Genomic DNA, 14,332 nt, shown 5'->3' on the forward strand with positions numbered 1-14,332 from the left:
CTCTCTCGATGCCTGAGATCTCGTATAGCGACGTGCACCGACATTTCTGGGTCCCGATCACAGGCACGAGGCAGCAGTTCACCTGGATGGATTACTGGGCTCGACGAGGTCGGAACTACGCTTGCCGGACAAGTGGTGATATCCGCAGCGAGGGTCAACTCCGCGCCGAAGCGGCGTTTGAGGCAGCGGCAGCGGCTGGAACTGGGCGAGTAGCTCCGGCGTACTGGTCGCCCTTCCATCGGAGATCGCCGATCTGCACAGGTTTGCCGAAGTCCGGCGCGTGGAGGATCTTGCCTGCTCCGATGTAGAGACCCACGTGGTGGATGTTGTTCGAGGTGCCGTAGAAGACAAGATCTCCGGGGGCGAGGGGTGCGCCGGGTGGGAGCCGTGGTCCGGCGGCGTATTGCCATTGTGCCTTGCGGGGCAGGGTGATTCCGGCTGATTCGTATGCTGCGGTGGTGAGTCCGGAGCAGTCGAAGCCGCCGTCCTCGGGTCCGTTTCCGCCCCAGACGTAGGGAAGCCCGAGTTGCCCCTGGGCGTAGTTGACCGCTTGTTGTGCTTGCGGTGACGGTGCTTGGTCTCCGCTTGCGGTGTCTGCGGCCTTGTACTGCGCGGCTTGGTTGAGGACTTGGGAGACGTAGGGATCGGAGTTGTTGTATGTGAACACAGCGCCGTAGAGGTCGCGGTTGTCACGAGCGCCAGACTCGCAGAGATACGCAGCAGCGGCGTAGATCGCGTCGTGCACGTTGTAGCGCGACGGAGGGTTGGCGCCACCGGGTGGAATGGGGTGGCGGGCTACAACGCCGTCGAAGGTTTCTTGCAGGAACTGCATAGGGCCGGCCGCGTGAGCTTCATTCTCTCCACTGTGGACACCTGGCAGTGTGGAGCGGCCGTGATCGGTTTCGATCTTGCCAACAGCGGCGAGGACGGACCAGTCGAGACCGGGGCAGGTGGTCGCGGCCTGTCGGTACAGGGCGAGGTAGTTGCCGGGGATGTCGGCGAGCGCGGCCTGGCTGGGCTGGCTCGCGGACGCGCCTCCGCCGAAGATCGCGGAGGCGACTCCGCTGACGCCGGCGGCGACCAGGACGATCAGGCCCGCGATCGCGGCGATCGCTCCGGTGGCGAGTTTGAGCATGGGGTGATCACCCCGTTTCTCTCCAGGTGAGGTCGTGATCGGTCCACGGCGGCATGGGCGCCGGCGGGGTGAGCCGCGGCGGCGTCGGGACGTCGGCGGGCTCCGGAGTGGCCTCGCTGGCGGCCGTGGGGGGAACCTGGGGCCAACAGCGGCGCAGGTTGATCAGGCGGGCGCGTCCGGCGTCGGTGTGGCCCAGTGGGAGCCAGATGGCCTCGGCCGCGGTGGCGCCGCTGTGGAGGTGTTCGGCGTTAGTGGTGGCGATGGGGAGGTCACCGGGGCGCGGCAAACCGCGGACGTGCTCAGCCAGCCACCGGCGAGCGTGGGCTTCCCGGCGTGCGGTGGCGAAGCAGGCCAGTAGCGGCGTGATGATGCGGGTGGTGGTGGCGAGCTTGGCGTAGCCGGGGAGCTTGGCGGTGAACCGGGCGAGCTGGTAGCTGCCGGTGTCCCATTCCAGGAACCACTCGATTTCACGGTCTCCCTCGCGCCAGCGGCCGTAGGCGTCCGGGCGGACGATGTCGCCGAAGTGCCTGCCGCAGCGGGCTTCGGACCACCACGCGGTCACGGCGAGCTGTGCGTGCGCCCTGGCGTGGGCGATCAGTGGAGTGAAGAAGCTGTTGACCCCGTGCAGGTGCGCGAGCCGGTGTGCGTAGGCGATGCCGATGGAGCGGTCGGGGCGGAACTTCAGCTCGGCGGGGTCGATGCCGTCCTCGTGCGCGAGGGCGTGGGCGCCGGTGATGTCGAGGACGTAGAACATCGGCGCGCGCCCTTTGCCGATGTAGGGCTGGAAGCGGTCGACGACCCGCCATTGGTAGAGCCGCTGCAGCCGAAGGTTGGCCGCCCGTCGGGATGGGAAGGCGAGGGCGACGATCTGGGTGGAGGTCAGGGTGCGGTGCTCGGCGAGCATCCGCGCCAGCCACAGGTCGCGGACAGTGAGGTGGCCGGCGATCGCGGCGTGGTGTTCCGACGAGCTCGCGACGCGCAGGGTGGGGCGTTCGGGGACGGGTGCGCGTAGATCGCGCTGCGGGGTTGTGGAATTGAGCATGGACGGTCTTCCTTTCGTGAGCACACAGAAATGCGCCGACCTCGCGGGGCGAGGCCGGCGCTGAAGACTGGGCGGTGGGTCAGGCGGCGCGGCGTGGATCGAATGCGGGATCAGCTCGCCGCCGGCCATCAGGCGTGGCCTGGTCGGCGCGCGTGTTCAGCGGCTTGGTATGCCGTGCCGCGGCGGTGCGGATGGCCTTGGCGCGTCCGCGGATGGCTGGTGGGAGGGCTTCGGTGGCGACGGTGAACGGCTGGGTTTCCTCACCACCCACGACCAGCCGGACGGCGGCGTGGAAGACGCCGAGATGCGCCAGGTCGTGATCGGAGATGCGCGGCGCGGTGTGGCGCGCGAGCTCGCGGGCATCCTCGGGTGAGGCGGAGAAGAAGATCTTCGACCGGGCGTTGGTCGAGATCCCTTCCTTGAGATCCTTCCCGAGCTGTCCCAGGTGCTGGTGGGCCAGCGTCATGGACAGCCGATAGCCGCGTGCTTCGGCGAGCATGTCTTCCATCGCGTACGGCAAATTCAGGAAATTGTGCGCCTCGTCGACGTACAGCGCGGCGTCGTGGCGTTGCCGCTGCGGGATGGCCGCGCGGGCGGTAGTGGCCTGCCAGACACGGGCGACCACCAGAGAACCGAGCAACCGCGCGCTGTCCTCACCCAAGCTGCCCTTGGGGATGCGCACGAGGCACAGCCCGCCGTCGAGCACTCGACTCATGTCTACTGTGGAGGGACCGGCTGCGAGTGCTTTGACCACGAAGGGCCGCAGGAGCAGTGCCCGGAGCTTGTTGAGCAAGGGCGCGACCACGCGGGCCCGTTCGGGGTCGCTGAGTTGCTCGTACCAGTCCCAGAAACCGTGGAGGACCGGGTCACGCCGTACGGCGTCGCGGTGCCGCTGCCGGGTGGCGGGATCGGTGAGCAGGCCGGGCAGCTCGGCCAGCGTCGGAGCCTCGGACGTTGCGCGCAGGGTCAGGCAGGAGGCGCGGAGGATGTCCTCGGTGCGTGGTCCCCAGGCGGATGCGAACACACGGCTGAACACGGCCACGAGGTTGTCCACTGCCGCGTCCTTCGCCCCTTCCAGCGGGTTGAGGCACGGCGTCGGTCCGCGGGAGTCGGCGTCGAAGAGCACCACCTTGTCCGCAGCATGTTCCGGCAGACGTTGGAGCACGTCGGTGATCAGGTCGCCTTTCGGGTCGATCACCACCGCGCCGCGACCGTGCTCGGCGTCGGCGAGGATCATCCGCGCCAGCGCAGTCGATTTCCCACTGCCCGTCGCGCCGAGGACATGCAGGTGGTGGCGGGCGTCGGAAACCTGCAGGCCCACCGGTCGGGCGTGGCCGGTGTCCGAGATCCCGATCGGCCGGATCAGCGCTCCCTGCGTCGGGGTGTTGGGTGGGGGTGGTACGGCCCGCGCCCCGGCTCGCTGCAAGCCGGGGATGGCCTCGTCGGTGGGCAGGTGCGCGATCGCGGCGAGTTCGGGGATCGAGAGCAGGTTGCCGCGCCGGAACCGCCGCTGTGCCATCGCCTCGAGCGGGTGGCGCAGCCGGGTGCGGCGGTAGTGGTTGTGCTCGGTGAACCCACTGAACGCGCTGGCGATGGCGTGGGCTCGGCCGCGGAGTTGGTCCCGTACCCGGCCGACTTGGGAATCGGGTGTTTCGGCCGGCACGGTAGTGGTGACGGCGTAGCGGATGAGGGTGTCCCACTGGCTGCCGCGGTGCTTGGCCACGATCGCCCGGTTTTGGGCGTTGTACTCCAGCGAGGTTTGCGGATCGAGACTCGGCTTACTGCGGGAGGTCGGGGTCGGACCTGGGGTGAGCATGTCGAGCAGGCGGCCGATGAGGTGGGTGGAGCGCCCGGCGTCTAGGTGCCGTGCGGCGCGGCGGGCCTGCTTGACTCGACGGCCGGTGACCGGCCGCGCAAGCACCTGCACGCACGCCTGGTCGTGCACGCCGAGGCCGACCGGGGCGCCCAGCAGTGCGCGGATCGGGTCGGTGGAGAAGTCCGAGCGGATCGGCAGGGCTTCCGAGCGCGCCAGTCGCAGTGTGCCGCCGGTGACCAGCCGACGCCGATTCTCACCCTCGTCTGAGGGCAGAGGTGGGGTGGCGTCCTCGGTGCTGGTGTGTGCTCCTGGCCAGGCGGCCTCGATCGCGCGTTCGGCCATGCCGGGCGGCACGGTGCCGGGCACCCATACGCGGATCTGTACGCCGTCGTGGCCGAAGACGTACTCGAAGCTCAGGTGCGGCTGGCCGGTGACCACGCGTTTCCACGCGGGGCGTAGCAGTCCGACGAGGTTGGACCACACGGCCTGCGCGCCGTCGGGGTCGACGGTTGGGGGCGCGAGGATCGTCACCACGCGGGCGTTCGTGTGCAGGGCGGCTTGGCAGCGCAGAAACCACCAGCGACGCACTATCAGCAGCGCGGTCAGGCCGACGACCAGCATGGGGACCGCGATCGGCGCCCAGACGACGAGCCAGGACCAGACCGTGGTGACCATCGCGTTGATCGCGCCCCACGGGTCGGTCAAGAACCGTCCCAACGGGCTGTCCACGATGGGCGGTGAGGATGAAATAGGCATAGGTCACCTCCAGGAAGTGAGAAGGGCGAGAGGAGGACGTCAGGCGGCGTCGAGGTCGATGTCGGTGGTCTCGCTGTCGTCGAGCTCCACCACGGAGTTCACGAATTCCGACGAGCCATCGGACATCGCGAACAGCTCAGATGGATCAGTGGTGATCAACCGATGCTCGGCGTCGGAGGCGATCGCTTGCAGGGCAACGCGCTGCGTGCCCGTGGACAGCAGCCCTTGACCCTTGTCGGCCGAGAGCAGGAACTGTCGCTCGCCTTCCGACAGGGCGAAGGTGCGAACAATCTCGTCGATGGCTTGCGGGGCCTGCCGCAGCAGGATCTGCGTGGTGGCGTTGGCGATGACCGCTTTGCCCAGCTCAGAGCCGAGCACGTCACCGACATCCTGAGTCGCGACCGTGAGCCCTGCCCAGTGTTTCCGGCTGGCCTTGGCCATGCGGAACAGGAACTCCGCGCCGGCTTTCTCCTGCATGAGCAGCCACGCTTCATCCACCACGCACAACCGGGGACGGCGCGTGGCCGGGTTACTGATGCGACGCCACACCGCATCCAACGTCAGCAGGGTTCCCGTGGGTTTGAGCTCGTCAGCGAGGTGGCGCAGGGAGAACACCAGCAGGTGCCCCTCGGGCTGGGTGGTCGTCGGGCCGTTGAACAGCCCGGAGAACGCGCCGTCGACGAACGGGTGCAACCGATTGGCCAGCTCCCGGCCAACGTCGTCACCGAACTGGGCCAGGGTGTCGCGGAGATCAGCGAGCAAGGGCGCCTGGCGGGTCCAGGTCCGGGCGTCCTCAGTGATGCCCGCGTGCCGGTAGGTGGCGGTGATGGCCTGATCGAGCACGGCCCGCTCTTCCGCGCTCAACGGTTGTCCGAACAGGACAGACAGCAGCGTGTGGAGAAACAGGCTGCGCCGGGTGAGAGCGTCGGCCGGGGCGGACCGGCGTCCATCAGGACGGAGGTGGATGGGCAGGTCCAATGGGTTGAGGCGCACGTCCTCGGTGCCCAACGCAATGTAGGTGCCGCCAACCGCGCGGGCCAGACGGGCGTACTCGTCCTCCGGGTCGATGATCGCGATCTCCACGCCCCGATACAGCGACCGGAGTGCTTCGAGCTTGACCAGGTACGACTTGCCCGCGCCCGAACGGCCGAGGATGACGGCGTTGTGGTTGTCCAGCGCGAACCGATCCCAATGCACGAGCCCTTGGGACCCGAGGTTGTAGCCGTAGAGCACCCCGGAGGGCGCGGCGAACGAAGTCGGATCGGGTGGTGGCAGATCCGGGCTGGTGAACGGGAACGCTGCGGACAGTGCCGAGGTGTCGAACGTGCGGGTCATGCGAATGAGGTCAAGCCCCATCGGCAGGGACGTCACCCAGCCCTGCAGGGACCGGTAGGTGGTGGGCTTGGCATCGAGCAACAGGCTCGCGGCCAGCGACCGCAGCGCGCTGATCTCGTCAACGAGTTCGTGTTCGCTGCTAGCGTGCACAGTGATGTACAGGCCGAGCCGGAATAACCGGCCTTCGCCCCGGGCAACTCTGGCCGACAGGTCGTAGGCATCCTCCGTGGCGGCCTCCGTCTGGGGGTCGAGTAGGCGGCCGTGCTCGGCGGTGTGCCGCCGGCTGGACTCCATCTTGGCCAGCTGCTTTTTCAACCGGTCCGCGGCGGTGGCCGGATCGATCGGCTCGACATGCAGCGAGACGTCCACGCGTCCGGGGTAGGAGAGCAGCGGTTGCAGCCACCCGGCGCTGACTTCCCGCGGGTAGCCGGTGACCGCGAAGCTGGCGACCCACTCGGTGCCGATCTGCACATGCCGGGCACCGATCTCGACCGCGTCCGGGGCGAATGCGCTGGATGCCGCGGAGGGTGTGTGGGACTTCCTTCGTCGCATGCTCAGATCAGCTCCCCTCGAAGTTGTCGGTGTCCCAGTCGTGGTCGGCGGGAGTGGTGATGACCTCGTCGGCGCCCGCCATCTCGGCCGAGGGCGGGATGGCGCTATCCGGGTTGCAGGCGGTGGTCAGCACGGTAGTGGCTTGCCGGGCGTCCAGCGGGGTCACGGTGATCCCGGCAGGCGCGAGAAGCTCCGTCGCCTCGTTCACACGGCGCACCAAACGCGAGGTCGCGGCGCGGCGAGCGGGTTCGGCAACCTCGTCGGCGTCGGTGTGCTGAGCCCGCTGGAAGAGTCGGCGGGAGGAGGTCAGCGTGTCCTGCGGTGCCGTGCGCAACGGCTCGCGCACGACGAGGAGGATCTGTCGGCGTAGCAGCTCGGTCTGTTCGTCGAGCTGGTCGAGGTAGTCAGCGTGGTCCAAGGCCGCGGCCTCGAGGGCGGGGTGGGGCAGGCTGGCGGCGCGCTCGCGGAGCTCGGCGATCTGGCCGGAGAGGTCCAGCCGCTCGGCGCGGATGACGATCTGCACCGGTGCGGTCAGGCTGTGCAGGTAGCGGCCGAAGGTGGACACCAGGGCGTCCTGCTCCGCCGGGGTGCGTAGCGCGAAGTTCACCGTGGACGCGACCGCTACCAGCGCTACCCCCTCCCGCCCCAGGTCCACCACACCAGCCTCGGTGACGCCCTGGGCGGGCAGATCCAATCCCGAGGTCGAGACCTCCTCGGTGTCGTCGGCGAACTCGGCCAACCAATCCGGAACTGCGGGAGCATCGGTGGCTGCGATGCGACGTCGCGGGTTCATCCGTTGCTTGATGGCGGCCAGCAGCAGCCGGTCGAGCGTGAGCCCGTCCCGCTGCACGATCACCAACACCGCCACCGCTACACCGACGGGTATGGCGACGATCAGGTAGGCGATCACCGGCAGAAACGCCCGGGTGGCGACCCAGCCGCCGTAGAGGAGCAGCCCGGTCACCGCGAGCACCGCGACCTGGCGGGCGGTGAAACCCGCGAGAATCCGGTCCTCCCGATCGACGTCGGCGGGAATGCGGACGCTTTGTGTCATCGACTGTCACCTCCCTTGGCCGGTGCTGGGACCAGGTGGGCGGATCTTGGGAAGGTCCAGCGGCAGTGGCAACTGCTTGCCGCGCGGCTGCCGTTTCGGTGGCTGCTGTGCGGGCGGTGGCGTCGGCTTGCGGGTTCGCTGCACGTTCAGCGGCAGCCGGTACTGCCCGTCGCGCCCGAGCCGCGGCCGGTTCTCTGGCCACTGACCATCGGCAGGCAGCTTCGTCTGCCGACTCGCCGGTGGACGGGCGCGGGGACCCGGACTCGGCTGCGGCGAGGAACGCGGTACGCGCTGGACCTCGAAAGGCAGCCTGTACTGGCCGTCGCGCTGCAGGCGTGGCTTGTTCTCCGGCCACTCGCCATCGGCGGGCAACCGCAACTGCTGGTCGCGCGGTTGCGGCTTACTCGGGGGCGGTGGTGGCGACGCTGGCTTCGGCTGCCGCTGAACGTCCAGTGGCAGGCGATACTGCCCATCGCGCCCGAGTCGTGGCTTGTTTTCCGGCCACTCACCATCCAGCGGCAGCTTCAGTTGGGTGCCCGCTGGCTTCGCGGTCGCCGTTCGAGCAGCGTTCGCTGCGTGGCGGTGAGGCCCGGTGCGGGAGGCACGGCCGCGCTTGAGTCCTTCCAATGGCAGCATGTACTGGCCATCCGACGTCGTCCGCGACTTCGTGTACGGGTCCAGTGGCGCGGCGGCCTTCTTGCCGCCACTGCTGGCGGCAGCGCTGGCGGCCGTGCCGCCTCCTCCCTTCAGCAGTCCAAACGTTTTGTAGGCGATGAATCCGCGGATGAGGCTGCCGAGGAACGAGCGACGGCCACCGCCGCGGAGGGAGCCAAGAATCCAGAATGGGATCTTGAACAAGATGTACATCAAGGCCAGGGCGACGAGCAGATTCACCACTCCGTTGGTGGTCGGCCCGAAGAAAGTGAACCCGCCCGGCGCCAAGAACACTCGCATGGCGGTGATCAGGCTCAACGACTGGACCAGTTGAATCGCCAGGCAACCGCCGAAGGCTTTCCACCACCAGAAGGCAATGCCTTCCGTTTGCGGGAGTGCGTGGAACATCAATGCCAGTGGAGCTCCGGCGATAAGAATGATGGTGAGCGCCACCCGCACGATGTAGGTCAGCAAGAGCGCGACCAGCATTCCGGCGAGAAACAAGCCGATGAAGATGATGAAAAATCCGCCGTTGAGCGAGCCCAGCACCAACGGTTTCAGCGTATCGGCGGCCGACCGCTCATCGACGCCGCCGGACATAATGGCCCGTGCTAACGCATTCGCAAGCGCGACCGCTTGGGTACTCGCCCACAGAGACAGCGCTCCGGCGAGGAACCCGATGATGACCCGCGGCAGAATCTCTTTGATCGAAGTCCGGGTCTGCAAGGTGTGAAACGCCATGACCAGGATGCCCGCGATGAGGATGAGCATCGCATAGCAGGCCAGCATGATCTGCCAAGAGGAATCCCACAGCTCACCGAGCCGAGGCAGTTGATCCGGCGGTGGCGTCGTCAGCAAGGTGTTCGCCAGCAGATCCAGCAAGTCATTCAACGCCGGGGTGACCAGATCCCGGAAGAACGAATCGATAGCGTCGTTGACGCAGGCGGGAATGTCGGTAATGCCGCACGACGATTCCTGCTCAGGACTCTGCCCGTTATTGGGCTGCCCGGGATTGCCCGGCGGTGGAGCCGGTGTCGTGGGTTGCGGGATGCAGCCCACCCCCTCGCACGGCGCTGGTGGCCGTGGTGGTGGGTTCTGCTGGGGCAGCTGGTTGCAGGCTGGGAGAGGGGACCCCGGCGAGCAGTCCTCCACCGGGGGCAACGGCAGCGGGGGCGGCTGCGCCGGTGACGGAGCTGGCGGGGGCGTCGGTGCGGGCTGCGCCGCCGCTGTGGTGGAGGCCGCGAGGACCGCGCCCAGCGCGAGGACGACGAGCACGGCCACCGCTGCGCACGCGCGGCCGGCCCGGCGACCGAGCCCGGCAGTGATCGAGACGGTGGCCGGCATGCGATCACGCCCCGACGATGCCGCGGAGGATCTCGACCACCAGCGGAGCCAGCGCGGCCAGCGCGTAGCCGAAGCCCGAGTTCTTGAACGCCTGCTTGGCCTTCTCGACCTCACTCGGGTCGCCGTTGGCCAGCACGTAGCGCGTCCCACCGATGGTCAAGAACACGGTGGCCAGCAGCGCCAAGATCCCCATGATCCAGTTGCGGATGTTGGTCAGGACCGCGTCGATCGTGGGTGCCAAGGCGAGTACTTGAGTAGTCTCGGCGGGCGCGGACGCGGCGGTGGCCACCAGGGCGACGGCGACCAGCTCGCCGACGAGCAGCAGGCGCGGCAACCAGAACGCCAACCGCCGACGCCGAGGGCGGACAGCAGGCGTGGCGGCACGCGCGGTTGGGGCTGTGGACAAACCTGTGGATGGAGCGGAACGAGGCATCGTGAACCTCCGGATTGATCAGCGGACAGGGACGGCGGGTAGGGATCACCCGCAGCCCTGAAGTCCGGAATCCGGAGGCTGAGCAGACAGCCCCGACTCACGATTTTTCGCTACCCTGCGTGACCGACTCGGCGAGTCCGGACGCGCAGTCAGACCCAGCCGGGCGGTGGCGGCACCGGTGGTCGGATCGGCCTCGTCGACCGGCTCGGCGGTCTCCGACAGCCAGATCGCGAGTCGCTGTTCGGCCCGATGCCGGGCGCGTTGGACTTGCGCGTAGGTCACGTTGTGAGCGGCGGCCCACTCCGAGAGCGTGACCTCGTCCAGCCGGGTGTCGCCGATCAGCGCGGCTTCGGTCTGGGTCAGAACTCCGACCGCGACCGCCCGCGCCAGGACCAGATCCGGATGTCCGGACGGCGGCTTCGGCTCGGACGATCGAAACCCCGGCGCCTTGGGCGTGGGCCCGTCGAGCGCGGCGATCAGTGCGCGGTGCCCGGCGCGGTAGGCCGCCCACCGCAGGCGGATCATGATCCGCCCTTGATCGAGATCCACGGTGTCGAGTGCGTCCAGGAACCCGCGGAGCACTTCTGCGTGGATGTCGGTCGGGTCGCCGACGTAGTGCGCGGTCAGCCGCGCTGCGATCGGGATCAACGTGGGCAGCGCCAGGCCGACCGCGACGATCGTCCACGTGGCTCCTTGCAGGCGGGACTTGAGGATCACGTGCGCCCAGACCTCATCCCACGTCGTGCGCGGGCAGTCGGGACGCAAGAGCAAGTCCCGCAACTCGTCGACCGGGACGTCACGGTCGGGCAGGTGATCGAACAGACGGCCGTCGACGACCACCGGATGCGGCCCGACGGTCAGCCAGCGGAACGACTCGCGAGCAGTGTCGAGCGGGTTGCCCTGCCACTGTTCGTGACCGCCATCAGCTGTGTAGTCCATCGGTTGCCTCCTTCCAGACGGCGAATGCGGACGCCGTCGAGGAGGCCATGCGATGAACAACACACCGCACGGTTCGTGCACGCCAAATGCTTAAAACGATCTCCTTGTTCGTGACCAAGAAGATCAACAGCGCCAAGCCTTCTAGATCATCAGGCAGGCGCACGACATGGGCTCTGAGCTGCGACGTTAGTCAGCTCTTGTTCCTGTCTTGTCAGCGGCGAGCAGGTTCGGAAGCGGAACAACAAAAAAGATCTCGACGAATTCTGACGATCATGGAAGTCCGCGCGAGTGGATCACTATCCGCCCAGTTTCACCGCTGAAAGACGATCACATGTGGCCTCGCTCTGACACCGAGCCACTGGCCTGGCGAACCACGAGGGTCACCAGGCGTAGCTGCACCGCCGGTCGACAGCGTCGAGGAAATCAGTTCCAAGTCGGCTGTCTGCTCAATGCCCTCGCGGCGGACTTCAGGGGCGTCCTTGACACCTACGACCGATCGAGGAGCCCCTGATGGCATCCACACCCACCTCGACAGGCGCACCCGCTCGCGCCAGCCGAGGCGACCCCCATCCACCGAACGCTCAACCCGCCACCGACCCAGGTGGCCCGCACACCGACACGGCACGGTCCAGCCGGGGAAGGCCGTTCGCCACCGTCTGGGTCTGCCCGGTAGACCCACCGTTCCGGATCAACGATGTCGTCGCCGCGGCGATCCGCACACTCGTCACCAGCTACACCCAGCCCGGCGATCGCGTCCTACTCGCCATCCCGTCTCGCCCCGGCCCCCGGCATCGACAGGACCGACTCGTGGAGATGGTTCTCCGCCTCGGCCGCGGGGCCACGATCCCTGCCACCCCGCACCCCCGAGACGATCACTCCACCACCGAGGCCGGGCTATGCCGGCCCCCGAAGTCCGAGGCCGGCCCCGGACCCACCGACCCGGACACGACGGTCTCGATCCCGGCCGAGACGATCACTGGAGTCGACCGCGCGAGGCCGCCGAAGGACCGCTTTGCGTTGATCATCACCACCCAGCCCGCGCGGCACGAGGACGCGGACTCGATCATCGACTGGGCTGACCATCTCACCGACTCGGGCACCCTCATCGCGGTTACGCACAGTGGCCAACACGGGAGTCTGTCGACCACTGCCTCGCCCTCGGTTGTCCGTTCCGCGGCCCTGGCCGGACTCGCCCTGACTGATCGCCTGGTCCTGCTGCACCAGGAACCGACTGCCACGCCTCCGGCCACCGACCGGGATCGGCGACGCCTCGCCCTCGGCGCCCACCGCCGCATCCACACCGACGCCCTCGTGTTCACCACCAGCCGCCCCGGAGGTGCCGCATGAACCAGCACAACACCCGGCCCGCCAGCGTGTGGGACACCGGCCGCACCAGCACCCGCCAGCAGCTCAAGGACCGCTACATCGGCGCCACCCGCAGCGACGGCGCGCTCACCCCGGTCATCGCCCGGCACATCATCGCCACCTACACCGGTGCTGATGACACCGTCTGCGACCCCAACCCCGGCGCCGGGATCGTGCTCAGCGAAGCAGTTCGTACCGGACGGCACGCCGTTGGTATCCAGCCCCAGCGCCGGTGGCAGTCGGCCTGCGAGGCCAACCTCGACCTCGCCCGGCTGGCCGGTCCCACCGGAACCGCCACCATGCTCGACGGCGTCGACGACCCGCGCGCCGCCGACCTGCCCGGGGCGATCGACCTCGTCCTCACCGGGCTACGGCACACCCCCACAGCGGACCCGACCAGAGTGCTCGTCCGGCTCTACGACACCCTCAATGCCGTCGCCGACTGGGTCTGGCCCGGCGGGCACGTCATCGTCACCTGCCGCCCCTGGCGACGCCACGGACGCCTGATCGACCTCCCCGGCCAGATCAGCGACGCCGCGGACGCCATCGGTCTCGTCCCTGCCGATCACTGCATCGCCCTGACCGCTCCCATCCGCGGCAATCAAGTACGGCCCCGCGTAGTCACCCGGGCGGTAGGCACCAACGACGACACCGACGAGCACGGCCAACCGCTCGCCCGAGCGGCCCACGTCGACGTGCTCGTCTTCCGGGTTCCCCACACGCCGGCCGACGCGATCGCGGCGGCTTGCGAAGTGAGGAGGGCCGCCGCGTGACGACCTCCTCCGGCCTCTACTACCGCGACCCCCACATCCAACTCCACGTGGGCGACGCCACCACCGTCCTGGCCACGCTGCCTGACGGCTCGGTGGACTGCGTGGTGACCTCCCCGCCCTACTGGGGACTCCGCGACTACGGCACCGCGACGTGGATCGGCGGTAACCCCCGCTGCCAGCACACGCTCGGCACCACTCCCCATCAGCGGCGATCGCCGAAAGCGACCTACCCCGCCGAAGCGACCAGAAACGGTGAGAAACGATGCCGCCGCTGCGGCGCCGTCTGCCAGGACTTGCAATACGGCCATGAACCCACGCCAGAGAAATATGTCGAGCAATTACGACGAGCATTGTCCGAGGTCTGGCGAATTCTCGCCCCCGAGGGCACGGTCTGGCTCAATCTCGGGGACAGTTACAGCTCCAACAGTGACGGATATGTATGTGCTCGCCGCGGTAATCCACGCCAACCGTCCTATCGCCCGGCCGCGGTCGTTTCCCACAAGAGTCTTGTCGGCATGCCCTGGCGAGTCGCCTTCGCACTCCAAAACGACGGCTGGATCATTCGCAACGCCATCGTCTGGCACAAACCCAACGGGATGCCAGAATCAGTTCAAGACCGATTGTCCTGTCGTTACGAAATGCTGTTCCTTCTAGTGAAGCAACAGCACTACTTCTTCAACCTCGACGCCATTCGGGAACCGTACACGGCCGATCGTCCGCTTCGCCGGAAAACACACTACGGCGGCAACAAAGACAACACGATCAAAATGTACTGGACCCCACAAGCAAAGGGAAAGAACCCGGGCGACGTCTGGTCGATGTCCACCAGGCCCCTCCGGGAAGCACACTGCGCACCCTTTCCGATTGACATGCCCCTGCGCTGCATTGCTGCCGGATGCCCCGAAGACGGACTCGTCCTCGATCCATTTTCCGGAGCAGGCACGACCGGGCTAGCGGCACGCCAACTGAACCGGCAATTCTGCGGTATCGATCTCCGCCCCGATTACCACGACATCTTTTTGAATCGTCTCGCCGATCAGAATGGCGAGATCTGCAACACCGCAGCGTGAGACAGGTCGTGCGCACGTTCGAAAGCGGCGTGTGCGCGCCCGTATCACGATCTGTCAGAAAAGG

11 protein-coding genes are annotated in these 14,332 nt (G+C 67.8%); 3 read left to right on the plus strand and 8 right to left on the minus strand.

The genetic code is table 11. From position 1 onward, the window contains the following. Positions 1-154: 154 nt before the first annotated feature. The 8 genes from FHU38_RS04305 to FHU38_RS04340 form a co-directional block, all read right to left on the minus strand. Positions 155-1,135: a C40 family peptidase gene (locus tag FHU38_RS04305; RefSeq protein WP_167166708.1), complete on the minus strand. Its 981-nt coding sequence runs from the start codon at positions 1,133-1,135 to the stop codon at positions 155-157. Positions 1,136-1,142: 7 nt separating this feature from the next. Continuing rightward, on the minus strand, positions 1,143-2,177 hold the full coding sequence (locus tag FHU38_RS04310) for a replication-relaxation family protein (RefSeq protein WP_167166710.1): 1,035 nt from the start codon (positions 2,175-2,177) through the stop codon (positions 1,143-1,145). 79 nt (positions 2,178-2,256) lie between these two features. Further along, positions 2,257-4,749, minus strand: a complete 2,493-nt coding sequence (locus tag FHU38_RS04315) for a type IV secretory system conjugative DNA transfer family protein (RefSeq protein ID WP_167166712.1) — start codon at positions 4,747-4,749, stop codon at positions 2,257-2,259. A gap of 39 nt (positions 4,750-4,788) precedes the next feature. Further along, positions 4,789-6,636 carry a VirB4 family type IV secretion system protein gene (locus FHU38_RS04320; protein WP_167166714.1) on the minus strand — a complete coding sequence of 616 codons (1,848 nt, stop codon included), beginning with the start codon at positions 6,634-6,636 and terminating at the stop codon, positions 4,789-4,791. Between the two features lie 7 nt (positions 6,637-6,643). After that, complete coding sequence (locus tag FHU38_RS04325; protein WP_167166716.1) at positions 6,644-7,690, minus strand: PrgI family protein; 1,047 nt, start codon at positions 7,688-7,690, stop codon at positions 6,644-6,646. A 6-nt stretch (positions 7,691-7,696) separates the two neighbouring features. Beyond that, positions 7,697-9,403: a hypothetical protein gene (locus FHU38_RS27160; protein ID WP_313886663.1), complete on the minus strand. Its 1,707-nt coding sequence runs from the start codon at positions 9,401-9,403 to the stop codon at positions 7,697-7,699. A 289-nt stretch (positions 9,404-9,692) separates the two neighbouring features. Next, entirely contained in the window at positions 9,693-10,034 is a 342-nt protein-coding gene (locus tag FHU38_RS04335; protein ID WP_243852196.1) for a pilin, read from the minus strand. 132 nt (positions 10,035-10,166) lie between these two features. Beyond that, positions 10,167-11,060, minus strand: a complete 894-nt coding sequence (locus FHU38_RS04340; protein ID WP_167166718.1) for a hypothetical protein — start codon at positions 11,058-11,060, stop codon at positions 10,167-10,169. Positions 11,061-11,570: 510 nt separating this feature from the next. On the opposite strand from FHU38_RS04340, the gene FHU38_RS04345 reads away from it, so the two are divergent. The 3 genes from FHU38_RS04345 to FHU38_RS04355 are packed head-to-tail and all read left to right on the plus strand — an operon-like array spanning position 11,571 to position 14,268. After that, positions 11,571-12,407 (plus strand): hypothetical protein, encoded by an 837-nt coding sequence (locus FHU38_RS04345; protein ID WP_167166720.1) that lies wholly within the window; start codon positions 11,571-11,573, stop codon positions 12,405-12,407. Beyond that, a complete protein-coding gene (locus FHU38_RS04350) occupies positions 12,404-13,198 on the plus strand; it encodes a DNA modification methylase (RefSeq protein ID WP_167166722.1) in 795 nt (264 codons plus the stop codon). The genes FHU38_RS04345 and FHU38_RS04350 overlap by 4 nt, the downstream gene beginning before the upstream one ends. Next, positions 13,195-14,268 (plus strand): DNA-methyltransferase, encoded by a 1,074-nt coding sequence (locus FHU38_RS04355; RefSeq protein WP_167166724.1) that lies wholly within the window; start codon positions 13,195-13,197, stop codon positions 14,266-14,268. The genes FHU38_RS04350 and FHU38_RS04355 overlap by 4 nt, the downstream gene beginning before the upstream one ends. Positions 14,269-14,332 lie beyond the last annotated feature (64 nt).

It is taken from the genome of Saccharomonospora amisosensis (assembly GCF_011761185.1).
GTDB classification, from domain to species: domain Bacteria; phylum Actinomycetota; class Actinomycetes; order Mycobacteriales; family Pseudonocardiaceae; genus Saccharomonospora_A; species Saccharomonospora_A amisosensis.